The sequence below is a fragment of the Actinomyces sp. oral taxon 171 str. F0337 genome, assembly GCF_005696555.1.
GTDB classification, from domain to species: Bacteria; Actinomycetota; Actinomycetes; order Actinomycetales; family Actinomycetaceae; genus Actinomyces; species Actinomyces oris_E.
On sequence record NZ_CP040005.1, the window covers coordinates 2640307 to 2664870 of the forward strand.

19 protein-coding genes, 1 tRNA gene and 1 pseudogene are annotated in these 24564 nt (G+C 69.1%); 6 read left to right on the plus strand and 15 right to left on the minus strand.

Annotated features, from left to right (window positions below; all coding sequences use genetic code 11):
• Positions 1 to 49 precede the first annotated feature (49 nt).
• From FBF36_RS11290 to FBF36_RS11300, 3 genes are read right to left on the minus strand one after another with little or no spacing between them, the layout of a single operon-like run.
• A complete protein-coding gene (locus tag FBF36_RS11290) occupies positions 50 to 1306 on the minus strand; it encodes a YgfZ/GcvT domain-containing protein (protein ID WP_138137551.1) in 1257 nt (418 codons plus the stop codon).
• Positions 1306 to 2064, minus strand: coding sequence for an FABP family protein (locus tag FBF36_RS11295; RefSeq protein WP_138137553.1), 759 nt, complete (start codon positions 2062 to 2064; stop codon positions 1306 to 1308). Before FBF36_RS11295 ends, FBF36_RS11290 begins: the two co-directional genes overlap by 1 nt.
• 60 nt (positions 2065 to 2124) lie before the next feature.
• On the minus strand, positions 2125 to 3261 hold the full coding sequence (locus tag FBF36_RS11300) for a hypothetical protein (RefSeq protein ID WP_138137555.1): 1137 nt from the start codon (positions 3259 to 3261) through the stop codon (positions 2125 to 2127).
• 186 nt (positions 3262 to 3447) lie between these two features.
• Between FBF36_RS11300 and FBF36_RS11305 the strand changes: the two genes are divergently transcribed.
• Entirely contained in the window at positions 3448 to 4119 is a 672-nt protein-coding gene (locus tag FBF36_RS11305; protein WP_009398800.1) for a winged helix-turn-helix domain-containing protein, read from the plus strand.
• 238 nt (positions 4120 to 4357) lie between these two features.
• Here the strand turns inward: FBF36_RS11305 and pstB are convergent, their stop codons facing one another.
• The 7 genes from pstB to FBF36_RS11340 form a co-directional block, all read right to left on the minus strand.
• Positions 4358 to 5137, minus strand: coding sequence for a phosphate ABC transporter ATP-binding protein PstB (pstB, locus tag FBF36_RS11310; RefSeq protein ID WP_009398804.1), 780 nt, complete (start codon positions 5135 to 5137; stop codon positions 4358 to 4360).
• A 68-nt stretch (positions 5138 to 5205) separates the two neighbouring features.
• A complete protein-coding gene (gene pstA, locus FBF36_RS11315) occupies positions 5206 to 6432 on the minus strand; it encodes a phosphate ABC transporter permease PstA (protein ID WP_009398807.1) in 1227 nt (408 codons plus the stop codon).
• Position 6433: 1 nt separating this feature from the next.
• Positions 6434 to 7450 carry a phosphate ABC transporter permease subunit PstC gene (pstC, locus tag FBF36_RS11320; protein WP_009398808.1) on the minus strand — a complete coding sequence of 339 codons (1017 nt, stop codon included), beginning with the start codon at positions 7448 to 7450 and terminating at the stop codon, positions 6434 to 6436.
• 99 nt (positions 7451 to 7549) lie between these two features.
• The gene (gene pstS / locus FBF36_RS11325) at positions 7550 to 8623 is read right to left on the minus strand and encodes a phosphate ABC transporter substrate-binding protein PstS (RefSeq protein WP_138137557.1); all 1074 of its coding nucleotides are present in this window, start codon (positions 8621 to 8623) and stop codon (positions 7550 to 7552) included.
• Between the two features lie 189 nt (positions 8624 to 8812).
• On the minus strand, positions 8813 to 9841 hold the full coding sequence (locus FBF36_RS11330) for an NUDIX hydrolase (protein WP_009398812.1): 1029 nt from the start codon (positions 9839 to 9841) through the stop codon (positions 8813 to 8815).
• Between the two features lie 12 nt (positions 9842 to 9853).
• A complete protein-coding gene (locus FBF36_RS11335) occupies positions 9854 to 12703 on the minus strand; it encodes an RNA degradosome polyphosphate kinase (protein ID WP_138137559.1) in 2850 nt (949 codons plus the stop codon).
• Positions 12704 to 13052: 349 nt separating this feature from the next.
• Complete coding sequence (locus tag FBF36_RS11340) at positions 13053 to 13715, minus strand: hypothetical protein (protein ID WP_009396309.1); 663 nt, start codon at positions 13713 to 13715, stop codon at positions 13053 to 13055.
• Positions 13716 to 14004: 289 nt separating this feature from the next.
• On the opposite strand from FBF36_RS11340, the gene FBF36_RS11345 reads away from it, so the two are divergent.
• Together FBF36_RS11345 and FBF36_RS11350 are read left to right on the plus strand one after the other, a co-directional pair.
• Positions 14005 to 14081, plus strand: a tRNA-Lys gene (locus tag FBF36_RS11345).
• 740 nt (positions 14082 to 14821) lie between these two features.
• A complete protein-coding gene (locus FBF36_RS11350; RefSeq protein ID WP_138137561.1) occupies positions 14822 to 15436 on the plus strand; it encodes a hypothetical protein in 615 nt (204 codons plus the stop codon).
• Between the two features lie 5 nt (positions 15437 to 15441).
• On the opposite strand, the gene FBF36_RS11355 is transcribed toward FBF36_RS11350, so the two are convergent.
• Complete coding sequence (locus tag FBF36_RS11355; protein WP_009396312.1) at positions 15442 to 16296, minus strand: hypothetical protein; 855 nt, start codon at positions 16294 to 16296, stop codon at positions 15442 to 15444.
• An 808-nt stretch (positions 16297 to 17104) separates the two neighbouring features.
• Here FBF36_RS11355 and FBF36_RS13845 point away from each other — a divergent pair.
• Positions 17105 to 17293, plus strand: a pseudogene (locus FBF36_RS13845) (helix-turn-helix domain-containing protein); the annotation flags it as partial.
• 12 nt (positions 17294 to 17305) lie between these two features.
• Positions 17306 to 17608: a hypothetical protein gene (locus FBF36_RS13555; protein WP_009396314.1), complete on the plus strand. Its 303-nt coding sequence runs from the start codon at positions 17306 to 17308 to the stop codon at positions 17606 to 17608.
• A 512-nt stretch (positions 17609 to 18120) separates the two neighbouring features.
• On the opposite strand, the gene FBF36_RS11370 is transcribed toward FBF36_RS13555, so the two are convergent.
• The 3 genes from FBF36_RS11370 to FBF36_RS11380 all read right to left on the minus strand — a co-directional run bounded on the left by FBF36_RS11370 (position 18121) and on the right by FBF36_RS11380 (position 22258).
• Positions 18121 to 19299 (minus strand): DUF4041 domain-containing protein, encoded by a 1179-nt coding sequence (locus FBF36_RS11370; protein WP_225792357.1) that lies wholly within the window; start codon positions 19297 to 19299, stop codon positions 18121 to 18123.
• 338 nt (positions 19300 to 19637) lie between these two features.
• Positions 19638 to 20492, minus strand: a complete 855-nt coding sequence (locus FBF36_RS11375) for a hypothetical protein (RefSeq protein ID WP_009396316.1) — start codon at positions 20490 to 20492, stop codon at positions 19638 to 19640.
• 233 nt (positions 20493 to 20725) lie between these two features.
• Entirely contained in the window at positions 20726 to 22258 is a 1533-nt protein-coding gene (locus tag FBF36_RS11380; RefSeq protein WP_138137563.1) for a DEAD/DEAH box helicase, read from the minus strand.
• A gap of 338 nt (positions 22259 to 22596) precedes the next feature.
• Between FBF36_RS11380 and FBF36_RS11385 the strand changes: the two genes are divergently transcribed.
• Positions 22597 to 22962, plus strand: coding sequence for a VOC family protein (locus FBF36_RS11385; protein ID WP_009395203.1), 366 nt, complete (start codon positions 22597 to 22599; stop codon positions 22960 to 22962).
• Between the two features lie 458 nt (positions 22963 to 23420).
• On the opposite strand, the gene FBF36_RS11395 is transcribed toward FBF36_RS11385, so the two are convergent.
• On the minus strand, positions 23421 to 24248 hold the full coding sequence (locus tag FBF36_RS11395; protein WP_009395199.1) for an undecaprenyl diphosphate synthase family protein: 828 nt from the start codon (positions 24246 to 24248) through the stop codon (positions 23421 to 23423).
• Positions 24249 to 24564 lie beyond the last annotated feature (316 nt).

Consider the following 24564-nt stretch of genomic DNA (forward strand, 5'->3'; position numbering starts at 1 on the left):
GCAGCGGCCGGCCCTGGAGCGCCCTGGACCGGACGCTCGACCGGACCTCTCAGAGCCGCAGGCCCTTGCGCAGTCCGGCGCCGGGGCGCTCGGACGGGCTGGCCTGGGCGCGCCCCTCGGGGGAGACCAGTACCTCCTGGGCGGCGTCGACCCGGCCGACGGGGACGGTCTCACCGGTGGTCTCGTCGACCTCGGTGACCTCCACGGTCAGCTGCTCGCCCACAGGCACGGCGCGGCGCAGCAGGGCCAGGGCGATGGGGCCGAGCTCGTGGTGGCGCGCCACAGAGGTCACGGCGCCCACGGTCCGCTCCCCCATGCGCACGGTCGCCCCGGGTCGGGGCAGGTCGCCGACGAGGCCGTCGAGCTGAAGCACGGTGAGGCGGCGCGGGGGCCGACCCAGGTTGAGGGTGCGCGCGATCGTCTCCTGACCCGGGTAGCAGCCCTTCGTCAGGTGCACGGCCGTGCGCAGCCAGTCCAGCTCGTGGGGGATAGCGCGGGCGTCGGCCTCGCGGGCGTGGCGGGGTCGGCCGGCCTCAATGCGCAGGGCCTCCCAGGCCAGGGCGCCGGCCAGGCGCCGCCCCTCCCCGGCGGCGAGGAAGGCCTCCACCACAGCATTCACGCTCTGGGCGGGCACCAGGACGTGACCGCCCCGGTACCCCTGGCCGGGATGCGGTCGGTCCTCTCCGACGTCGTAGCTCGTGCCGCCCTCGACGACGCCCGGCCACGGGTCGCGCCACAGGCCGATGAGCGAGCCCTGAGGCTCGGCGCCGGTCTGGGCGGCGTCGGCCTGGGAGGTGGCGGGGGCCTCGGGGTCGGTCGGCGAGTCCGGCGCCGTGTCACGCGCCGCCTGGGCCAGGGCCTCGAGCCCCTCCCCGAGGGCGCCCAGCGCCATGACATCGGGCCGCTCGGCTACCTCGACGCGCAGCATGAAGCGCATGGAGTCCAGGAATGTCGCCAGGTCCTCGCCGTTGCCGGCCTCCGTGACGAGCCAGAGCGTAAGGCCGTCGTCGAGAGCCGCGAGCGCGTGGGTGATGTGTCCCTGGGCGTCGAGGAGCAGCGTCTCCGCGCCGCCGTCGCCGGGCTCCAGGGTGGTGAGCACCTGGCTGGACAGTGTGGTCAGCCAGCTCAGGCGGTCCGGGCCGGTGACGGTGACGACGTCGCGAGCCAGGGCGCAGGCCGCGCGCCCCTCAGCCAGGGCGGTCTGCTCGCGGCCGGGGTCGCCGAGGTGGGCGGGGACGGCCTGGTCGGGGTCGTCCGGGGCGGAGGCGACGGCGCCGGGGCTGGTCAGCAGTGGGGAGGGGCGCATCAGGCGGTCGGCTCGGCGTCGTCGGAGGCGGGTGCGGAGGAGTCGAAGGAGTCCGCGGTCGGCTCAGTCGGGTCGAGGGCTGAGCCGGGCTGGGCGGCGGGGTCGTCCACGTCGTCAACTCGGCCGAGGCGGCCGGAGGCGTAGGTGGTCACCTCGCTCTGGCCGAAGGCGGCCATGTCCTGGGTCCACATGAGGTCGCCGCCCACGAGCCCGAACATGCGGGTCATCTCCTCCACCGGGACGGCCGTGCGGGCACGGCCCACGGCCTGGGTGCCGACCTGGGCGCGCGGCCCCTGGATCCAGCCCTCCCAGACGCCGACGTGACCGGCGGGGTCGGCCGAGACAAGCTCGAGCCGGGTGACGGGGATGAGCGGGCCACCGGCGCTCTCAGCATCGGAGGGGGCATCGGCGGCCTCGGTGGTCCCGGCACCGTCGGCGCCGTCGGGCTGCTCCTGGCCGACGGGCCGCCAGTAGGCGGTCTCGGTGGACCAGATCTGAGCGGGAGCCAGGAGGGAGGCGCCCTGGAGGCCGGGCATCTCGAAGTCGAGGTTCTTGGAGCGGGTGGCGTCGACCGTCCAGATGGTGGTGGTTTGGCGCAGGTAGGGGCCGCCGTCGTGGTCGAAGGTCATCTCCTGGTAGACGGCCTGCTCGGGTACGGTCTCGCCGTAGGTGAGGATGCCGTAGCCGCGCCAGGTGCCGGCCAGCCAGGCCAGCGGGTAGAGCTCGGGGGGCAGGTCGTCAGGAAGCGTGAATGCCATGCCCGCAGCCTACGACGTCACCCCTGCCCGCTTCACGCGCGCCGCCTGCCCGGGCCGTGCTCAGCCGGCGAGGAAACCGCCCAGGAGGCGGGCGATGGCGTAGACCGGCACGCCGACCGACAGGATCGGCACGAGCGCGGAGGCCACAGCCGCACGCCCGCCGGGCACCCATCGGTGGGTCCACAGGACGCGGTTGCCGGCGGCCATGAGAACCCCCGCCACGAAGCCGACGGCCACGCAGGCCACGGCGCTTTGCAGCGCCGCTGTCGCACTGATGTGGGACAGGCCGAAGAAGCCGGCCGAGGCCAGCACGTAGCCGGCACCGCCGGCGAGCAGTGCCGGAACCGTGACGGTGAGGGCCTCCAGCATCCGGGCGCGCACGTTGAGGACGGTCAGGACGGCACCGACGAACAGCGCCAGACAGGTGGGCACGACGATGGCCGGATCGGCCAGGCCCGGCTCCAGGGCGCACCAGGCCGAGCCGGAGACCGCCACGAGGCAGCCGGCAACCGTTGCGGACAGGTCCTCGACCAGGTTGTGCCGGCCGTCGCGCCGCAGCATCTGGCCGACGAAGGCCACCAGGATCGAGAAGGCCATGACCAGGCCGGCCACCCCCATGTCACCGAGGAGGTAGACACTGACGGCGGCCGACAGCCCACAAATCGTCATGACGACCGTGCCGCCCAGGTCGTGCCGGGCGCGCACGAGCGCGGGCCAGCCCTGCGCGGCGGCCGGCACCAGGGCGGCCACGAGGGCCAGCCTCACCCAGCCGGGCAGCACCGAGCCGACCGCCAGCAGCAGAGGCACGACGCCCGCGAAGGCGAGCCGGGTCCAGGCCGGATCCACCAGGCCCGGCTCCTTGGGACGGTTGGAGGTGCGACGGGTGGCGTAGCCCAGGTCCTCAGCAAGGTCGGCAGTGTCACCCGAGTCCGCTGAGCGGGCCGTCGCCGGAGCACCGGAGGAACCGGTCGACTCACCGGCGGCGTCGGGGCCGGTCGAGCGCGCGGTGGACTCCGAGCCGGTCGGCCTGGCCGAGGCGCCGGAGTCGCCTACGCCGATGACGCTGGCCCAGTCCGCCACGCCGCCGGCGGCCGTCGGAACGGCTGCGGCACGGGAGTCATCGCGGGAGGCACGAGAGGCCCCACGGGCGCGCGCAGCCGGCTGGGCTCGTCGGTGGTGGGTAGTCACAGCACGCATCGTCCCACACCCGGACGGCCGCAGCGCCCACTCCAGCATCCTCCTGGATGGTCAGTATCCGGTCGGTCATCGCCTCCGGAGATTTCGCCTGCGACGAGGTGTGGTTGACTTATCCCCGTCAGTATCGCCGCTGCGCCGCTCGACCGCGCCGGCGAGTCCAGGTCGAGAGCCGTGGAAGGAGCAGCCATGCGGATCATCATGTTCACTCGTGAGAGTGACGCCACTGACGTCCTGCCGGCGACCGCCTTCCTCGACTCCCAGGTGGAGTGCCTCCCCCCGATCCCCTCCTCCTACGCGGAGGTGGACAGCGCCGACGTCGTCATGATCGACGCCCGTGGGGACCTGACCCGCGCCCGCGCTCTGTGCCAGCTCTTCACCGGCCCCATGGACTGCCCGCCCATCATCCTCATCGTGGAGGAGGGGGGCGCCGCCGCGGTGCAGATCGACTGGGGCGCGGCCGACTTCGTCATGGCCGGCGCCAAGCCCGCCGAGCTGTCGGCCCGGTTGCGGCTGCTGCGCGCCCATGTCCCGGTCGTGGACGAGGTCGACGACGACCGCATCGACGTGGGCGATCTTGTCATTGACGTCACCGCCTACACGGCCCGACTGCGCGGCACGATCCTGGACCTGACCTACAAGGAGTTCGAGCTGCTGAGGTTCCTGGCCGCCAACCGGGGGCGGGTCCTGACGCGTGACGCGCTCCTGCACGAGGTGTGGGGCGAGGACTACATCGGTGGCTCGCGCACGGTGGACGTCCACATCCGTCGCCTGCGCGCCAAGCTGGGCACCGAGCACGACAACCTCATCGGCACGGTGCGCAACGTCGGCTACCGTCTGGACGCCCCCGAGGACGCATGAGCGCACACCGGCCCCGGGGAGGACGGCGAAGGTCAGGACGGGCCAGGGAGGCCAGGCGCCTCCCCCGACCGCCGGGTGGACTCACTGGGTGGACGCCGGGACGGCCGGGAGCCCGGACCTGTAGACTCGTGGGCGGCGTCGGGCCGTGACGGGCCCCGGGCTCCAACTCAAGCCGCCGCGAGCGGCATTCGCGCCGACTGGCGCTCTCCGGCCCGACGTCCTCATCCCTCCTCGTCCCTCAGCCGAAGCGGCCGGAGATGTAGTCCTCGGTGGCCTGCTGGCTGGGGGCGGAGAAGATCTTGTCGGTGGAGTCGTACTCGACGAGGTGGCCCGGCTTGCCGGTGGCCTCCAGGTTGAAGAAGCCGGTCATGTCGCTCACGCGGGAGGCCTGCTGCATGTTGTGGGTGACGATGACGATCGTGTAGTCCGTCTTGAGCTCGGAGATGAGGTCCTCGATGGCGAGCGTGGAGATGGGGTCCAGGGCGGAGCAGGGCTCGTCCATGAGCAGGACGGCGGGCTTGACCGCGATGGCGCGGGCAATGCACAGGCGCTGCTGCTGGCCGCCGGACAGGCCCAGGCCCGGCCGGTCCAGGCGGTCCTTGACCTCGTCCCACAGGTTGGCTCCGCGCAGGGAGGCCTCCACCAGGTCGTCGGCGTCGGACTTCCTGATGCGGCGGTTGTTGAGGCGCACGCCGGCCAGGACGTTCTCGGCGATCGACATCGTGGGGAATGGGTTGGGCCGCTGGAAGACCATGCCGATGGCTCGGCGCACCTGGACGGCGTCGACGCCGGGGCCGTAGAGGTTGACGCCGTCGACGATGACCTGGCCCTCGACGCGGGCACCGGGGATGGTCTCGTGCATGCGGTTGAGGGTGCGCAGGAAGGTGGACTTCCCGCAGCCGGAGGGGCCGATGAGGGCGGTGACGGACTTGGGCTCGATGACGACGTTGACGTCCTTCACGGCCAGGAAGTCGCCGTAGTAGATGTTCTCGCCGATGACGTCGATGCGCTTGGACACGTCGGTTCCTTTACCTGAGGTGGACTGCTGAGGGCTCTGGGGCGCTGCGGGCTGCGGCTCCGGTCGGGTTAGCGCCGGCCGCCCTTGGGGCTGAAGTACTTGGAGATGAGGCGGGCCACGAGGTTGAGCAGCATGACCAGGATGATGAGGGTCAGTGCCCCGGCCCAGGCCCGCTCCATGGCGGCGGCCTCCCCGCGGGAGTACTGGTCGTAGACGAGCACCGGCAGGGTGGACATGGAGCCGTCCAGCGGGTTGGTGTTGGTGCGGATCGTCAGGCCCACGGTGATGAGCAGCGGGGCGGTCTCACCGATGACGCGGGCGATGGCGATCATGACGGAGGTGGTGATGCCGGCCACCGCGGTGCGCAGCACGACCTTGACGATGGTGAGCCACTTGGGCACGCCCAGCGCGTAGGAGGCCTCGCGCAGGTGGGAGGGGACGAGCTTGAGCATCTCCTCCACACCGCGGATGACCACCGGTGTCATGAGGACGCTCAGGGCCACGGCCCCGATGATGCCGGCTTGGTAGCGGGGGCCGGCCGCGATGAGGAAGATCGAGTAGGCGAACAGCCCGGCCACGATCGAGGGGATGCCGGTCATGACGTCGACGAGGAAGGTGATGGCCCGGGCGATCCAGCCGCCGTTGTACTCCACGAGGAAGACGGCGGTGAACAGCCCCAGGGGCACCGAGATGAGGGTGGCGATCCCGGTGATCTGGAGGGTGCCGACGATGCCGTGGTAGAAGCCGCCGTTGGAGGCGTCGGCGCCGCGCATGTTGGTGGTCAGGAAGTCGTAGCCGAAGCGGGCCGAGCCGCCGCACAGGACCATCCAGACCAGGGAGACCAGCGGCACCATGACGACGGCGAAGGACAGGTAGATGAGGAGGGTCACCAGGGTGTTGCGGCCCCAGCGGTCGCCCTCGCGCACCCAGGAGACGACGGTGGCGCCCACCACCCACACCAGGGCGGTCAGGGTGACGACGGCGGCGATGCTCCATCCGGCCAGCAGACCGATCCCGCCGACGACGACGAAGGCGGCTCCCAGCGCCGCCCAGATGAACCAGTCGGGCAGGCGGTAGGAGGTCAGGGGCACGCCCTCGATGGACGGCGGGTCGGCCAGCGGGTCGACAGGAGCGGCCGGGGCCTCGGCGGCCGCGAGCGCGGCCTTGAGGGACTTGGGCGCGGGGACACCGGTCTCTCCGGCTGAACCGGCCGCACCGGTGGCCGGGGCGTGGCGAGAGGCCGCGCTGCTGGAGGAGGCGCCGTCGGTGGGCTCGGGTGTGTTCGTGGGCGTCATGTCAGCTGGCTCCTGAGAACTCGGAGCGGCGCGCGATGATCCACCGCGCCAGGGAGTTGACCGCGAAGGTGATGATGAACAGGACCAGGCCGGTGGCGATGAGCACGTTGACGCTCAGGCCGTAGGCCTCGCGGAACTGCGAGGCGATGTTGGCGGCGATGGTCTGGTGCTGGCCGGCCTGGAGGACTCGGAGGTTCAGACCCATGCCGGGCGAGAGGATCATGAGGACGGCCATGGTCTCCCCCAGGGCGCGTCCGAGCCCCAGCATGGAGGCGGAGATGATGCCGGAGCGGCCGAAGGGCAGGACGGCCTGGCGGATCATCTCGTAGCGGGTGGCGCCCAGGGCCAGGGAGGCCTCCTCCTGGAGCGTGGGCGTCTGGAGGAAGATCTCGCGGATGGTGGCGGTGATGATCGGCAGGATCATGACGGCCAGGACCAGGGAGGCGGTGGTGATGTTCTTGGCCGGGGCCGTGTAGTCGGCGAACAGCGGGATGAAGCCGAGGTGGTCGCTCAGCCAGGTGTTGACGGGGTCGAGCAGGGGCACCAGCCACAGGAAGCCCCACAGGCCGAAGACCACGGAGGGGATCGCGGCCAGGAGGTCCACCATGTATCCCAGGGCCTGGGCCAGGCGGCGCGGGGCGAAGTGGGAGATGAACAGGGCCACCCCGATGCTCAGCGGCACCGCGACACCCAGGGCGATGGTCGAGGACAGCAGCGTGCCGAAGACGAGCGGGGCCACGTAGCCCCACAGGCCGCGGTCGCGCATGAAGGAGACCGACTCGAGGGTCTCGCGCGAGGCCGTCAGGGCGGGCAGCGCCTCCCGGATGAGGAAGGCGGCCACGAGGGCGAGCACCACCATGATGAGGGTGCCGGCACCGAAGGACAGGCCGGTGAAGATCCGGTTGCCGGTCTGACCGGGGGCCCTGCCGGGCTGGATGATGGCGTCGTCGGCGCTGCTGGAGGCGGTCGCGGTGCCCGCTGGGGGTGGCGACGACGGCGGTGCGGTGGTGCTGGCCACGGCTGACCCTCCTCGGGGTGTCTGGGGCGGCGGCTGGGCGGGTGGGTGCTGGCTGGTCATACGGTTCGGTGCGGCGTCGTGGTGGCCGGCCGGGCGGCCTCAGGCGGCGATCTTGTCGATGGCGGCGTTGATCTTCTCGCGCATCTCGCGGGTGATGGGGGCGCAGCCGGTGGCCTTGGCGGAGGCGTCCTGCCCCCTGGTGGAGGCGGCGAAGCGCAGGTAGGCCTTGACGACGGCGGCGATCTGGGCGTCGTCGTAGCGCAGGCGGGCGGCGAGGTAGGAGACCAGGACGATGGGGTAGGCGCCCTTGGCGTCGTGGCTGGGGTTGTAGAGCAGGCGGGCCTCGTCGGCCTCGGTGCCCAGGGTGGCGGCGTCGAGGGCGGCGGCTGCGGCCTTGGCGGAGACGGGCACGTAGGCCCCGTGGCTGCCGACGGCGACGGTGCCCAGGGTGGCGGGGACCTTGGAGGCGTCGGCGTATCCGATGGTGCCGGTGGCCGCGGAGACGGTCTGGATCATGCCTGCGGTGCCGTCACCGGACTGGCCGCCGCGCAGCGGCCAGGTCTCCTCGGGCTCGTGGGGCCAGATCTTGGGGGCGACGGTGGCCAGGTAGGTGGTCAGGGCCTTCGTGGTGCCCGAGTCATCGGAGCGGCCCACGACGATGATCCGCTGGTCCGGCAGGGCGGCGCCGGGGTTGAGGGCGGCCAGGGCCGGGTCGTTCCAGCGGGTGATGGCCCCGGAGAGGACCTTGGCGAGGACCTCGCCGGTCATGTTGACGTGGGACTCCCCGGTGAAGCCGGGCAGGTTGTAGGCCACGGCGATCGGGGAGATGTAGAGGGGCAGCTCGACGGCGCCGCCGATCCTGCTGATCTCGTCGACGGTCATGGGGGTGTCGGTGCCGGCGAAGTCGATGGCGCCCTCGACGAGCTTGGTGCGCCCGGCCCCGGAGCCGCCGCCGGCGTAGTCGACGGTGGCGCGCAGGTTGGCGCCCATGAAGGTGTTCATCCATGCGTCCTGCGCGTCGGACTGGGAGGTGGCGCCCGCGCCGCGGATCTGCCCCACCAGGTCGCTGGAGGCGTTGGGGTCGGCGGCGCCGGCGTCGCGCCCGCAGGCGGTCAGCGCGGTCAGGGTGGCCACGCTCAGGGCGCCCAGGGCGCTGCGACGGGTCAGGAGCACAGGCTCTCCTCGCTGAGTCAGAGGGGGCGGAGGTTCAGTCGGATACCGGGTGAGTGTCAGGCAACGATCACGATAAGCGCCCCGGATGAAGGTTCCGGGTGACCGGGGTAAACGGTTGGTAAACACTCCCTATGAGGAGCATCACCAGGCGGCTCCGCGCACCGGGCGGCGGTCCGGCCGGCGCCCCGGTCAGCGTCCCTCCGACAGGACGGGGCGCTGCTTCTCGATGGCGACGGCGCGGATCTTGCCGCGGGGACGGCGGGCCATGTGGACCACGAGGATCTCGCCGGTCTTGAGCCAGGGGTCCCGGTCGGGCACGGAGCGCAGGAGCCTGCCGGGGGCGTACTGGGAGACGACCTCCATGATGGTGGGCAGGACGGGGCGGTGGGTGCACAGCGCCGTCGGCTCCTCGCGCACGCCCAGAACCTTCTTGACCACGGAGCGCACGCCCTTGGGGTTCTGGGCGTGGGCCATCTCGGTGAAGGCCCCGGCCATCTCCAGGGTCAGGCCCGCGGCCGTGGCGTAGGGGGCGACCGTGTCCACACAGCGCTTCCAGGGGCTGGTGAGGACGCGCCCCACCCCGTAGGCGGCCAGGATCGGGACGAGGGCGCGGGCCCGGGTCTCACCCTGGTCGTGGGTCAGGGGGCGGGTGGCCTCGTCGGTCTCCTTGTCCCGCTCCTTGGGTCGGTTCCACACGGAGCGCTTGACGGCGCGGCCGTGGCGCACGAGGACCAGGGTCCAGGTGTCGAGCTTGCCGTCCTCCCACAGGTCGACGAGCTCGCCGAGCAGGTCACGGTCGTAGGGGTAGGTCAGGCGCTTGCGGGCCTGGCCCACGCGCAGCCACTCGACGGCGTCGATCTCCTTGGCCGAGGCGGGTTCGACGGCGCAGCGGGCGGCGACGGCGGCCGAGGAGCCGGGGGCGACGCGGGCGGCCCAGTAGTGCACCTTCTTGCGGGAGCCGTCGGCGATCTTGTAGTGCACGCGGCTGAGGGGCTGGCCCAGGATCACCTGGACGCCGGTCTCCTCGGCGACCTCGCGCACGGCGCAGGTGCGCACGGACTCGCAGGGGTCGACCTTGCCCTTGGGGATGGACCAGTCGTCGTAGCGGGGACGGTGGACCAGGAGTACCTCGAGGTGCTTGCCGTTCTCGCGCCACACGAGGGCGCCTGCGGCCTTCACTGTCTCGCGCGAGCCGTTCTTCCTGCTGGACGGACTCATGGCACGGCCGTCTCAGTGCCGGCCCTTGACGCGCGAGCGCGCCCGGGCCATGAGGCTGTCCTGGATGTCCTCGAGGCGGTTGCCCTCGGCGTCGAGGAGGTGACGCTCCCAGGAGCCGTCGGGCTGGAGGTGCCAGGAGGCGACGTCGTCGGAGGCGCAGTGGGTGACCAGCCACTCGAGGTCCTCGACCATGGCGGGGTCGGTGATGCGCACCAGGGCCTCGACGCGGCGGTCGAGGTTGCGGTGCATGAGGTCGGCCGATCCGATGAACAGCTTGGTCTGCCCGCCGCCGGCGAAGGCGTAGATGCGCGAGTGCTCCAGGAAGCGCCCCAGGATCGAGCGCACGCGGATGTTCTCGCTGAGGCCCTCGACGCCGGCGCGCAGGCCGCAGATGCCGCGTACGACGATGTCGACCGGTACCCCGGCGCGCGAGGCGCGGTAGAGGGCGTCGATGACGGTCTCGTCGACGATGGAGTTGACCTTGATGCGGATCCAAGCGGGCAGGCCGGCCTTACGGTTGGCGATCTCCTGCTCGATGTGCTTCACGAGCCCGTCGCGCAGGCCGCGGGGGGCCACGAGCAGGCGGCGGAAGCGGGCGCGTGGGGCGTAGCCGGAGAGCTGGTTGAACAGGGTGGTCAGGTCCTGGGCCACGTCGCGGTCGCAGGTCAGCAGCCCCAGGTCCTCGTAGCCGCGGGCGGTCTTGGGGTGGTAGTTGCCGGTGCCGACGTGGCAGTAGCGGCGCAGGCCGTCGGACTCCTGGCGCACGACGAGCAGCAGCTTGCAGTGCGTCTTGAGGCCGACCATGCCGTAGACGACGTGGACGCCGGCACGCTCGAGCTTGCGGGCCCAGGAGATGTTGGCCTCCTCGTCGAAGCGGGCCTTGATCTCCACGATGGCGACGACCTGCTTGCCGGCCTCGGCGGCCTCGATGAGGGCGTCCACGATCGGGGAGTCGCCGGAGGTGCGGTAGAGGGTCTGCTTGATGGCCAGGACCTTGGGGTCGGCGGCTGCCTGGGCCACGAACTCCTGGACGGAGGTGGAGAAGGAGTCGTAGGGGTGGTGCAGGAGGACGTCGTGCTCGCGCATGGCGGCGAAGACGTCCGGCGCGGAGGAGGACTCGTAGGCGGCCAGGCCCGCGGCCGTCACCGGCACGAAGCGCGGGTACTTCAGGTCGGGGATGTCCAGGTCGTGGAGCTGGTTGAGGCAGGTCAGGTCCAGGGGCGCGGGGAGCTCAAAGACGTCGTCGCCCTTGAGGCCCAGGGCGCGCACCAGGTAGCGGCGGGTGAAGGAGGAGATGGTGTCCTCCACCTCCAGGCGCACGCAGTCGCCGAAGCGGCGCCGCTCGAGCTCCTTCTCCATGGCCTTGAGGAGGTTCTCGGCATCGTCCTCCTCAACCTCGAGGTCCTCGTTGCGGGTGACCCGGAAGAGGTGGTGCTCCAGGATGTCCATGCCCGGGAAGAGGTGGTCGAGGTGCTGGCCGATGACGATCTCGATGGGGATGACGGCGCAGCCGGCGGCCTTGTCCGCGGCGTCGAGCTCTCGGCCGGGGACCTGGATGAGGCGCGGCAGGGAGTCGGGCACCTTGATGCGGGCGAAGTGCTCCTTGCCGCTGCGCGGGTTGCGCAGGATGACGGCGAGGTTGAGGGACAGGCCCGAGATGTAGGGGAAGGGGTGGGAGGGGTCGACCGCCAGCGGGGTGAGGACCGGATAGATCTGGTGGCGGAAGTAGCGGGTCAGGCGCTCCTGCTGGTCGGAGTCGAGCTCGTCCCAGCCCAGGATCTTCACGTTGCGCTCGGCCAGGGCCGGGCGGATGTCCTCCTGGAAGAGGGCGGCCTGGCGGGCGGTGAGCTCCTTGGTGCGGCTGGTGACCTGGGCCAGGACCTGGTGAGCGTCCAGGCCGGAGGCGCGCACCGGGGTGATGCCGGCCTTGATGCGGCGCATGAGGCCGGCGACGCGCACCATGTAGAACTCGTCCAGGTTGGAGGAGAAGATCGACAGGAACCAGGCGCGCTCCAGCAGGGGCAGGGTGCGGTCCTCGGCCTGCTCCAGGACGCGCTCGTTGAAGTCCAGCCAGGTCAGCTCCCGATCAATGAAGCGGTTCGTGAAGGACTTCAGGGGCGGCAGGAGGTCCTCGGGGTCCACCTGGGCGGTGTCGGCGGAGGCGGCCGAGGCCGCGGCGTCGGCGGCGTCGGCGGCGTCAGCCGAGCTCAGCGAGGAGACCGAGGAGGCGGCGCTGGCGGGACTGACGGCATGGCCCGAGCTGGTGGCGCTGCCGGGAACGGACAGGCCCCGGTCTCCTGGCGCCATGGTCGACGGTGTCGCCAGGGCCTCGGCGGCCGAAGGGGCCGACTGCGAGCTGGCGGAGGTGATGGAGGAGGGGGCGATGGCGGGGGTCGCGGTGCCGATGGGGCCGGGGGCGGGGGACGCCTCGCCGTCGACGATGTCGTCGAAGTCCTCGTCCTCGTACTGGGGGCCGGAGTCGTCGGCGAAGTCGCGCGGGTCGGCGACCTCGATGACGTGCTCCTCCTCGACCGTCTCCTCAGTGCCCTCGGGGTCGTCAGGGTCGGCCGGGTCGTCGAAGTCGTGCGGATCGGCTGCCCCTCCCGGGGACGCTGCGCCGGTGGCGGACCCGCCGGAAGCGGCTGCGGCGACCTCGGCCTCGGCGTCGGAGCCGGCGACCTCGGCGGAGACGGCCGGCTCGTCGGTGCTCGCGGCCTCAGGCGACGCCGCGGACTGGGCGGCCTCAGCGGCCTCGGCGTCGTCGGTCACCTGCTCGGGCTCCTGAGGGCTCGGGTGACGCATCCACCCGCCCAGGAAGCGGGAGAGCGGCGTGGGGGCGGAGTGGGGCGCGTCGTTGGTCATGGCCACATGGTCCCACGTCCGAGCAGCCTTGTGGGGCGGGGGTCCGCCCCAGTTCAGCGAATATGCGAGGCGCCGCAGCTCACGCCCGATCTTCGGGACTCGCGGCCGATAGGCGACCCCGCCACCTGAGACCGCGCCCCCGCTGCGCGCTCCCCCACGTCTCGTCCAACGAAGCGCGCATGATCTCGCCAATCGTGTCCAAATCGGAGACAAAGGAGCTTGCGCACTCTTGACGGCTTCAACAGATCCGCGGAATCATGCGGTTCTGATCTACCTTCACACACTCACTTCGGGCCTTTGTTTCCGATTTGGACATCCCGCGCCCGGATCGCCCCTGCGCAAGGTCCTCTCAGTCGAGGAGGCCGGCGGCGGCGCGGCGGGCGGCGTCGGTGAGCTCATCAGCAGTAGCCAGGAGAGCGGAGTCGCGGCGGGTGACGCGGTCGGCGAGCTCGTCGGCGTCGTCCTCGATCCACACGGGGTCGGAGCCGGCGGCCAGGGCGCGTAGGAAGTCTGCGGTGGCGGTCAGCAGCGGGGCGATCTCGGTGACGGAGTCCTCGACGCCGCCGGCCAGGACGACATCGAGACGCTCGCGCAGCTCGGCGGGAGCGGGCACGGGGCGCGCCTCGCCGAGGGCGGACTCGAAGCGGGCGTTCGTGGTGTCGTCGGCCTCGGTGAGGTCGACGACGGTCGCGTAGCGGCGGGCGACGAGCTCGGGGTCGCGGCGGATCCACTCGCGCACGAGGAACAGGCGCCACAGGGTGCCGGGCAGGGTGGTGGCCGGGGAGTCGGCCCACAGCTCGGCGATGTCGTCGACGCCGTTGGTGGCGACCGCGGCAACGACGCCGGAGCGGGTGATGGGGTCGTCCTCGGTCTCGGTGCCGGGGAAGCCGCCGATGAGGGCCTGGGCGGCGCGGTGGGCGAGCTCGGAGGCGACGGCGGTGTCGGTGCTGCCCTCGATCTGTTCGGCGGCCTCGGGGTCGAGCCGGGCGGGACGGTGGAACTGGCGGGCCATGGGGACTCCTCACAAGGTGCGGACGCGCCGGCGACGACGCGCCGCCCCATTGTCTCGCGGGAACGTGGGCGCTCCCCCATGGGTTCACTTCCGGCCGACGGCGGGGTTGGTGGAGGAAGGCCAAAGGCGCGCTGGCGGGCGACGAGATGGGCTCCTGGGCGGCGTGGGGCGGGCGCGGCCATCAGGATCGCGGCGGGCGACGGTGAGACCGGTTCGACACGGCGGTCGGTTGTCCGGCTATGCTGGCCCCTGCCGATGGCGTCTGGACTCTGCTTCCGGCCGTCGGCACGCCCCCTTAGCTCAGTTGGTCAGAGCTGCGGACTTTTAATCCGAAGGTCGTGGGTTCGAGCCCCACAGGGGGTACCAGCCGCCTCGGCCCCGGAAGGGGCCGAGGCCTTACTTGTGCCCGGAACGTAAGGTGCCGGAACCCAACCCTCGGCGCTGCGGGTGGGATAGAGGTCAGCAACCCCCACCCCGAACAGTTCAGCGGCCACGGCCAAATCACCCGCAGTCCAACGCACCTTGCCGCGCAGACGGCTAGAGACGCTTTGCCCTGGCACACCAAGAAGTGTCCCAAGGTGGGCGCGAGTGATTCCGCGGGAAAACAGATGCTGCTGCACCGTGAACCCAACTGCGGCATCGAACCCCGCAAGAGTCGGCGACGCCTCGGACAGTCCTTGTGAACTCATGCAACTAGCATAACGAATGAAATGTCAGACTTCAAACGTGGCGATCCACTGATGTCTGCGCGACAGGTTGTGGAGCGCTGGCCTGATGCTGGCATCACCCGGCAGCAGCTTTGGCGCTGGGGGGCGTGAAGGGTTGATCGACATGGTCCGACTGCCGTCGGGCCGAGTGAAGTTTCGACAGAGCACCATCGAGGCCCTCTTAGGTCCGTCCGCATCTTCGGTGTCGTCGGTGCCCGGTATTGAGGTTGTGGAGCTTCCTGGTCAGGAGGCGTTGTTGTGATGACGGCTGTCGACGTTGTCCCAGTGTCTGAGTGGTTGTCGTTGGGGACACAGCGCCCGGTGGTGCGCTGCCCAGGGACGGGTGCTGGTGGCCGGCGGTGCTTGGCGCGTCTGCTGGTTTGCGGGGTGGAATCTGGTGTGGTGCGCCCGGTGTGGCGGGCCTTGGAGCATGTGCCGGGCTGCGACCGGGCCGGTGCCTGGGGTGATGGTCCTGGGGCTGCCGGGTGGTGGTGCATCGAGGGGCCGGACGCGGGCCGGGGCGTGGGAGTCATGCCCGAGGGCGTGCGCGCTGTGGTTGAGGGCCTGGAGGTGTCCGGGCTTCCAGAGGGCGTGACCTGTGCGCAGACCACGGTCGTGCGCTGGGGCCTTGAGTGGGGCCTCGACGGCGGTGAGGTGGCGTGGCGGGTCGGGTCCGACCCGGGCCGGTGGGTCGTGTCCACTGCGGATGCCCTCGGCGCGGAACTGGGTGAGGCGTGGGGACGTCACCTGGGGCGGGTGGAGGCCTGCCGTGAGGTGTGCGAGCGGGCTGCCGGCCTGGCTCGGACGGTGGGCGCTGACCTGGCGGGGCTGCCGGTGGTGGTTAATGCCTGGGGCGGCTCGTGTGAGCTGGTTGTCCTGTCACCGTCGGGGCGGCAGGTCAGAGTGCTGGTGCCGAGCCCCGACGGGCCGGTGGAGGCGCGCCTGGGGTGGGAGCCCTGGGTCGAGGGCCTGGACGACGCCGCGGTGGCGGACCTGGTCAGGAGCGTGCCGTGAGCTGGTCAGGGCTGATAGGCGATGTGGCTGGTATCGGCCAGGGCGATGTAGAGGCTGCCAGTTTTCGGGGAGACGCGCAGGGTGCCGATGACGATGACGTGGTGGCCGGCAAGGTCACCGATGCTGGCGTCGAGGTTGTCCTGGACGCTGAGGGCCTGGTCGTTGCGGACCATGATGGCGGCGGTGTCCCTGGGTCTGGTGCCGGGCTGGGGCACCACGTGCAGGAAGATGCTCTTGGTGGGGGCGTTCTCGGCGTAGTTGGCGACCTTGCCGTAGAAGCACGCGCGCAGGCCCTTGTGAGCGGGCGTGAGGGTGTTGGCGAGCCGCACGAGTTGGTTGACGAAACCAGCATGGCGCCTACCGGGCAGCCTAAGGAGCGCGTGAGGGTCGAGGCGGCCATCCATGGCGCAGGTGAGCAGGGATGCCAGCGTTGTGGTGGATCGTGTGGGGGCGTTTCGTCTGCTGTCAGGTCCGGGTTGGGCGGTGGCCATGGGGCGGCCGGCGGCCTGGGTACGGCTGGTGGGCGTCGCCGTGCCCGTGCCGGTTCCTGGCCCTGTGGTGACGAGAAGCAGCGTGGGCCCCTCGTGGCGGGTGCGGGTGGTGGTGGAGCCGTCGCGGTGGCCTTTAACGGCGCGCTCGGCGGCGTCTCCCTCGTCGCAGCCGGCGATGTGCTTCCTGGACCAGAAGTGGGGGCGCACGTGCTTGGACTTCAGCGCCCTGGGACCGGCGGGAGCCCGGCAGAGTCTGCCGTGGGTGTCCTGACCGGGGCAGGTCAGATCCTGGGGCGGGTCGGGAAGGGCCACGTGCTGCACGTACTCACTGATGCTGAGCAGTCGTCCCTGACTGAGTGCGTAGCGCATGATGGCGCTCCTTTCTTGGAGCACGGCGGGCCTTCCGCCGGTGCTTCCTTGGGGCACGACGGGCGGTCCGTCGTTGCCCCGGTGGGGCCGGTAGGTGGTTTCTGCTGGTCCTGGTGGCCGGGTGGCGGTAGTGCGTCGCCTGGCCGGGGTGGGAGGGCGCCCGGGCTGGTGCCCTCCCACCCATCCCGAATTATCCCTGTGACCTACAACAAGAATTCCTGCAGCGAGATGCAAGGTGGTCGTGATGGCGTTCCCGCCTGAGTCCTTCTGGCGTGCGCTGGAGCCGGGGCCGTGGTGGTACTGGCAGCCCGGATCTTCAGCCCTCCGGGCGGTTTCCAGGACAGAGACACTGCCGCGTGCTGCGACTATGCGCTGAGGGCCGGCACTGCCCTCTGCCACTCCGACGGTCGCGGGTTCGAGCCTCACAGGAGCCCCGCATCAACCTCGACCCCGCCAGGGACCGGGGCCTTCTTCACGCCCGGGGACGCAGGCAACCGCCGCCCACTCCCCCTCGCCGCAAGAAGCAACGAGATTATTCAGCCTGAGGCCTGGAGCGCATGTTGGTGCAACCCTCTGAGGTGGAGCCGTGACTGACCGCTTGAGGCTAGTTTCTTGGGGTGTTGAGCACGAGTTCGATGTTGAGCTCGTCAGCTCGGACAGAGTGTGGCGTACCTCGGCACAGATGTAGGTGGGAGCAGTGAGGTGCTGCTTCTGGGCCGAGGGGTCGCCATGTGCTCACCCCGGTCGTCGTACTAGGCAACAGTAAGTCTGCTGGCGTAGTGCCGGCGTTGATGGAGGGAGAACTGGTATGGGTCTCAAAGCAGCACATTGGGCTGTTCACGAGGTGCGAGGCCTGAAGCCGCAGGAGAGGTTGCTGCTTCTTGTCTTAGCAGAGTACGCGGATGATCGTAACCGCGTGTGGTCATCACAGGATCGACTTGCCCGCATGGTGGGGACATCGCCATCGGCGTTGCGTCGTTGCCTGGGGCGTCTGGAGAGACTGGGGCTGATGACGCATGAGTACTGGTGGGCGATGGATGAGTCGACCGATACGCTTCGGATGAAAGACGTCTATCAGCTTCATGTGGGCGCTGCGCCCGACTGGGCCGCCCCCAGCGACGGCTCACAAGGATCTCGTCCGACCGGACCCCACAGGCAAAGCGAGTCCGCGCCCAAGCCGGTGGACCGACACATCAAAGCCCGCAAGGGCAAAGTAACGCTCCGGCAGGTGGGCGACGTAGTCAACTACGCTACCCGCCTGGCTCTGAACGTCAGCGCCCTTGCGGAGGCCCTGAGCAACTGGTTCAGCTGAGCCGATTGCTTACCGGGGTAGTCACCCGGTTGCACCCGGGTGACTACCCACCATGATGGCCAGTGCTGCTCTGTCATGCCTGCATCTCGACGAGTCGCATCAAGGATGCCTGCCAAGGGGCTCGGTGCCTCACGCGTGACTGCCGCCGAGATCCGTGGACCACGGTGAGCATAGGAAACGGGGCGCTGAAATAGGCCACAAGCAGTGTCCCACTGCCCCGCCGGCATATGGTTTCGGGCTGCGTGATGGCTGCTGGAATCCGGTGAGCTCAGATAACACCGATCCACGTGGAGTGAACACTCCTGCCAGCGGGACGGGAGAGGACGCTCATGTTGAGCCGGGTTCGATCAGCGCCAGCCCAGATGGCCGGATGTGAGCACAGCTCATGCAGCCACAATGACGTACCCAGGCCTGAGGACCGCGCCTTACGGATCGCGGACTGCTCCGAAGACCCACAACTGACGAGTAAGGCACAACCTCGACGGCACAAGGATATACCCCACAGCCTCCCCCTAACCTTGGTCTCCTCCACCGGTAGCGACACCATCATTCTCCGATTCCGCCATCTGAAGGCTAAGACGATACTGCTCGGCCTCTGGCTCCTCAGTGAACTCCAGGAGGTTTCCAGCCACCTCCGAGAGGACATCGCGGACCTCAGCTGGAGACGCATAGAAGAACTCGCGACGAGTATTGACGCGATTAACCCGCCTGTCCGCAAACCGTCGATGCAGATCAGCCTCCACCGTGACAGCATCGTCAGAAAAGAACAGCGCATGGACATCAAAACCAAAGGGAACAGAGGCATCACCAAGCTCTCGAACACGATCCATCGGATCAAGACGACGAGTCATGCCGATTTTAACCATCCGACCACCGAACGCTCCGACATTAGAGATAACATACACATATCCTGCACGAATATTAGCGGCACGGAAGTCAACTTTTTCGATCTCCTCATTAAGACCCTCAAGCTGAGACCTGATCTCATCCGCCTCATCCGTTCGCCCCTGCTCCACAAGAGACTGAAGCACGTGATGATAGTGCTCACGTTCCTTATCCAGCTTTGCGCGACGTTGAGCAAGTTCCTGCTGAGCCTTTCGCTCTTCACGAAGCCTCGCCTTCTCCTCACGCTCCGCTTCCTTCTCAGATTTTTTCACATTCTGATACCTGAGCGATAAATCGAGCTCTTCAAGGCGGAGAGCATGATATCTACCATCTATCCTCAGATTAATAAGAGAACCGAGACGCTCCACCTGGTCGCGAGTACGCTCAAGTCGATTACGAGCAGTCTCACCATTACCCGCTTTGACGGTGAGAACACAGTTCTCAACCTCTGCGTTGTAGGCACGCAACATCATCTTTGACATATCGGAAACGAACTTACGTCCCTGCGATGCCGAATTATTGAAGATGAAGTTATCCCTAGCCTTAATCGCCATCTTCCCTCTAATCATCTCCTTGATCTGTGAACGCACTTCCGAGAGGCGACCACTGAGTTCAAGGGAAGACTCAGCCGGATGCATATAATTTGTCAGACCATTGTCGACCATGACAACAGCATCCGAAAGATGCATATCAAGCTGCGCAAGCTCCCGCTTGCGATCGTCGATTCGATCAGAAACTGCGCGGGCATCGCTCTCAAGAATACGAAGATTCTCCTCCGCTGAGGCGGTCCTCTGGGCAATCTCCAACCTCTGTCGCTCCATAGAGGACTGCAGCTCGGCCTGCTCACGCCTCATTTGCGCAGCAACTTCCTGCATGACAACCAGATCCCCACCCCCAACCCGATCAAGAAGCGTACGAAGCTCCCCGATTGACGCAAGCGCAGCATTATACTGTTGCGCTCCCGCACTCAGCTGCTGTTCGAGAGATTGTATCTTCCGCTTTTTTTCACCAAACACCGTGAGACCTCTTTGTCGGCAAGGAGAATGTGACTCAAGGCAGACTACAACGTTACCTTGCCTGCAAGGTGAGTACAGAGGTCACAATTGCGCAACCTCAATCGAACAACTTCCAAAATATATTTTTCTCATTTTTCACTTGCGGCAGCATCGAGCACACGGCCGACGTAGCTACCGAACTTCTCGGTGATGCTGCCGTGGTCGTCGTCGGGCCACTCGTTCCAGGTGTGACGGAAACCCGCGGCTCGGTAGTAGGTCAGGCTGTTCCTGGCGTGCCCGATGCCGTCGAATCCGTCGAGGCTGTTGGCGGGCACGTCGCGCGTCCCGGTCACCCAGTTCAGCGAGAGCCGTTCCTTGGCACCGTCGGAGAACATCGCCTGCTCCTCGGGCGCATCACCACCCCCGAAGAGCAGGAAGCCCCCGCCCGCCATGCTCTCGGCGTAGACCGGGAAGAACCACTGGCTGATGAACTCCGATCCTCCGGAGTAGCCCACGAACCAGACCCGATCCATGGTGGCACCGCACTCGGCGACCACGTAGTCGAGCGCCTCCCCCAGGTAGCGGACCTTGCCGTCCTGATCCTCCAGCCACCAGATTCCGTCGTCTCCGGGAGATCGCACCGAGACCACGTCGTACCCGCGAGCGCTCGCCGCCTCGACGACTCCCCCGACGCCGGCCAGGCCTCCGCGGGACCTCTCGTCCCGGCTCTGGTTCCCTTGACTGTGGAAGGACTGCCCGTCGCCGTCGAGGTAGACGACCAGTCCGACCGGCACGTCCGTGGCCGCGTAGAAGATGCAGTCGGAGGTCTCGCCCTCGGAGTCGGTGTAGGAGAACGCAGCAGGAACCGACAGTTCTGCTGACGTCGGCCGCAGGCTCGGCGCAACGCCGGCCCCGCGCGAGCGCAGGTACGACGGCGGAGTCGAGTGCTCTGCCGCTCGCTGCGGCCCCCGAGGAGCGCAGCCGGCCAGGATGAGACCCGTCATCACTCCGGTCAGAGCTCGCCGTGAAAGGTGCACTGCCACGCTCTCCAGCCACCCTCCCAATTGCCGTCAGCCACTCGACGGTAGCACTGACGCCCCACTTCCGCCCGGCCCGAGCCAGGAACGGCTTGCTCCACCAACGACGCCGCTCACCGTTGCGGGTACGGGGGGCTCGTCGCAAGCACGGCATCGTCGACGCCCAGCACCTCGCGCCGAATGCCGTCTACCGCAAGGCGTCAGGCGGGACTTCCCTGGCCTCCCTTGGCCCCGCGGCCGCGGGATCCGTGCCTACGAGCTCCACCGCTGCGGCCACCCCGGCCGGAGGGCTGCCCGGAGCCCCGCTCACCACTTCCGCCGCGCCGCTTCGCACCGCGCCCGCCGTTCCCGCCGAGCGCTCCCCCGCCGCGACCGCCGCGACCTGCGCGACCGGACCGACTGCGTCCCGCTTCTCCGTGACCGTGTCCCGACCGCCCGGTGGAGGCCCGCCCGCTGGGGCTGCCGCCCTTGATGGCCACGCCCTCGGGCATGTCCTCCGGTGCAACAGCCTCGGCGACCTGCCCCACGAGGGCGGACACGGCGTCGTCGTCGGGACGGATGCGCTCGATGTCCGCACGGATCCGCGCCTTCTTGAGCAGGACCTGAACATCGTGCTTCTGCTCGGGCAGGACGAGGGTGATGACGCTCCCGGCGGCCCCGGCGCGGGCAGTGCGGCCCGAGCGGTGCAGGTAGGCCTTGTGCTCGGCGGGCGGGTCGACGTGGACGACGAGCTCGACGCCGGAGACGTCGATCCCCCGGGCGGCGATGTCGGTGGCGACCATGACGTGGACCTGCCCCGTGGAGAAGGCCCGCATGGCGCGCTCGCGCGCCTTCTGGCTCATGTTGCCCTGCAGCTCGACGGCGGGGATCCCTGCCTGGACGAGCTTGCGGGCCAGGCGCCGGGCGAGGTGCTTGGTGCGGGTGAACAGGATGCGCTGCCCCTCCCCGGAGGCCAGGCGCCGCACGATGCCGTCCTTGGCGGTCTTGTCCGCGACCATCCACACGCGGTGGGTCATGGCGTCCACGGGCGAGGTCGAGGGGTCCACGGAGTGCTGCAGCGGGTTGTGGAGGAACTCCTTGACCAGGGTGTCCACGCCGTTGTCCAGGGTGGCGGAGAACAGCAGGCGCTGGCCGCGCTGCGGGGTGGCGCGCAGGATGCGGCGGACGCCCGGCAGGAAGCCGAGGTCGGCCATGTGGTCGGCCTCGTCCAGGACGGTGATCTCGACCTCGTCGAGGCTGACGAGCCCCTGTCCCATGAGGTCCAGGAGCCGGCCGGGGCAGGCGACGACGACGTCGACGCCCGCTTTAAGGGCCTTCTCCTGGGGCTTGGCGGAGACCCCGCCGAAGATGGTGGTCACATCCATGTCGACGACGCGGGCCAGGGGCTCGATGACCTCGGCGATCTGGAGGGCGAGCTCGCGGGTGGGTGCCAGGACCAGCCCGATGGGGTGGCCGGGGCGGGCCTTGTCCTGCTGCGCCAGGCGCTGGACCAGCGGCAGGCTGAAGGCCAGGGTCTTGCCCGAGCCGGTGCGGCCGCGGCCGAGCACGTCGCGCCCGGCGAGGGTGTCGGGCAGGGTGGCGGCCTGGATGGGGAAGGGCGCGGTGAAGCCGCGGGCGTCGAGGTCGGCGGCGAGGTCCGAGTCCACGCCGAGGTCGGCGAAAGTGGCCTCACCCGCGGCCGGGGTCTTCCCGGAGGCGAAGCGGTGTGAGGCGGGGGTGCGGTGTGCGGCCACGAGGATCCTGTCGTTTGGGACCGCGAGCACGCCGGCGCGTGTCGCTGGCAGCGTGCGCGTCGGTGCGTGAGGTGCCGGCGTACGCGGTTCGACGGCGCAGGGCATCGGTGAGTCGACGCGCGCCGGGACCGGGGCACCAGCCAGGCCGGGCGGCGCCCGGACCGGGAAACCATCCTGCCCGAGATCCCGGCAAGTACCAAGGCTCCACTCACCCCAGGGCCTCTCGGCCGACTGCTACGAATCAACACGTATGTCACATCTCATATATGACATGAGATGTCGTGTTTGATCTCCAGCATCGGACGAGTCCTACCGGAAATTTGTGAGAGGAGACCACTATGCCTGCACCAAACCTGTTCCTGATCTACGTCACCGACGTCGAGCGAGCCACCGAGTTCTACAGCGACTTATTCGACATCCATCCCATTATGACCACTCCCCGTTACGTGGCCTTTGAAATCGCCCCAGGCGTACTATTCTCATTGTGGAGCGGAGCCGCGGATGCGATCGGCACTGCCACCTCACGAACCAGCGAGGTTGGACTGATGATTTCAACATCATTGGAGTCTGTGGATGCCGTCTACAAGGAATGGACAGCAAAAGGCGTCACAGTTGTTGAAGAACCCCACAACGATGTCTTTGGCCGAACCTTCATGATTTCCGATCCTGATGGCAACCTCATCCGCGTCTCCCCCGTGGACTGACACGTTCTGAGGCATGCGGGTGCGTCACATGTCGGGCACACCCGCTCTCGGGAGACCTACGTGCCTCAACGGCACTCTGGGAGCCGTTGCCCTGGCCGGCGCAGCCGTCCGCGCCGGCCAGGGCAACGGCCACTGACACCAGCACGAGGCCGGCAACCTTCCAGCCGCTGGGCAGCTGCCCCAGCACCACAGCTCCCACCAGTATCGACGTCGATGGCATGAGCGAGAACAGTGAGACGGCCAAGCCCGCACCGAGATACTGGGAGAAGGCGGAGGCGGCGAAGACCAGCGGCGCCGGGACCCTTCCCGCCACCGCACTGCCCGCACCACCTGCGCCTGTGCTGCTGCTCAGGCCTCGGGGCGGGTGGGATTCACCGCTCATCACGCCCGTATTGTCACCTGCGCTGCGGCCTTTTCAGGCGCTCCCTCCGCGGTCTCGGTGCGGCGCCCCGGCCCGTCTACCTGCCCAGGCGTCGCTCTCGGCCGGCGAAGTCGCGCAGCGCCCGCAGGAAGTCCACGCGTCGGAAGGCCGGCCAGTTGACCTCGCAGAAGTAGTACTCGGAGTGCACCGACTGCCACAGGAGGAATCCGGAGAGCCGCTGCTCGCCCGAGGTGCGGATGACCAGGTCGGGGTCTGGCTGGCCCTTGGTGTAGAGGTGCTCGGTGATGTCCTCCTCGCTGAGCGAGGCGGCCACCTCCTCCAGGCTCGCCCCGGCGGCGGCCCGCTCGCGCAGCAGCTCGCGCACGGCGTCGGCGATCTCCTGGCGGCCCCCGTAGCCGACGGCGATATTGACCTGCATGCGCCGATCCTCGACCTCGGCGGTCTTGACCGCATGACCCGCCGCCCCGTCCGACTCGGAGGCCCCGGCGCTCGCGGGCCGGGAACGGACGACGGCAGCGCGCAGGCGCTCGGCCAGCGGCTCGGGCAGGAGATCGACGGCGCCCACGAGACGCAGGCTCCAGCGGCCGGTCTCGGCGAGCTCGTCGACGGCGTGGGCGATGATGTCCAGCAGGGGTGAGAGCTCGGCCGGGTCTCGGGAGAGGTTGTCGGTGCTCAGCAGCCACAGGGTGACGACCTGGACCCCCATCTGCTCGGCCCACCCGAGGAACTCCTCGATCTTGTCCGCGCCTCGCTTGTGGCCCTGCGCGGCCCCGAACCCCATGGACTTGGCCCAGCGCCGGTTGCCGTCGAGGATGACACCCACGTGGTGGGGCACCGTGGCCGGGTCGATGCGCGCAGCCAGCCGGCGCTCGTAGATGTCGTAGAGGAGGTTGTCGCCTGCCATGCCGTGTTCCTCGGGACTCCTCGGTGGGATTGATGGGGGGACGGGGCCCGACGGCTCGGGGCCATCTCCAACGCTATCGCGCGATGCCCCTCCCGTGCTGGACGAGTCGGCTAACAGCCGGGTCAAATCCGGTCATCAGGTTCATCCAGGGTTACCGGGGCACAACGGAGTCATGCGAGGACGCGCGACCGCACCGGCTCAGGCGACGACGGCCGAGGAACCTCCCGAGGCACGTGATCGTGCCTGCCGCGTCACATCACCGTCCGGACCGCTACCACCACAACCTACGCTCACGTAACCTACGGGGTCGTAAGGT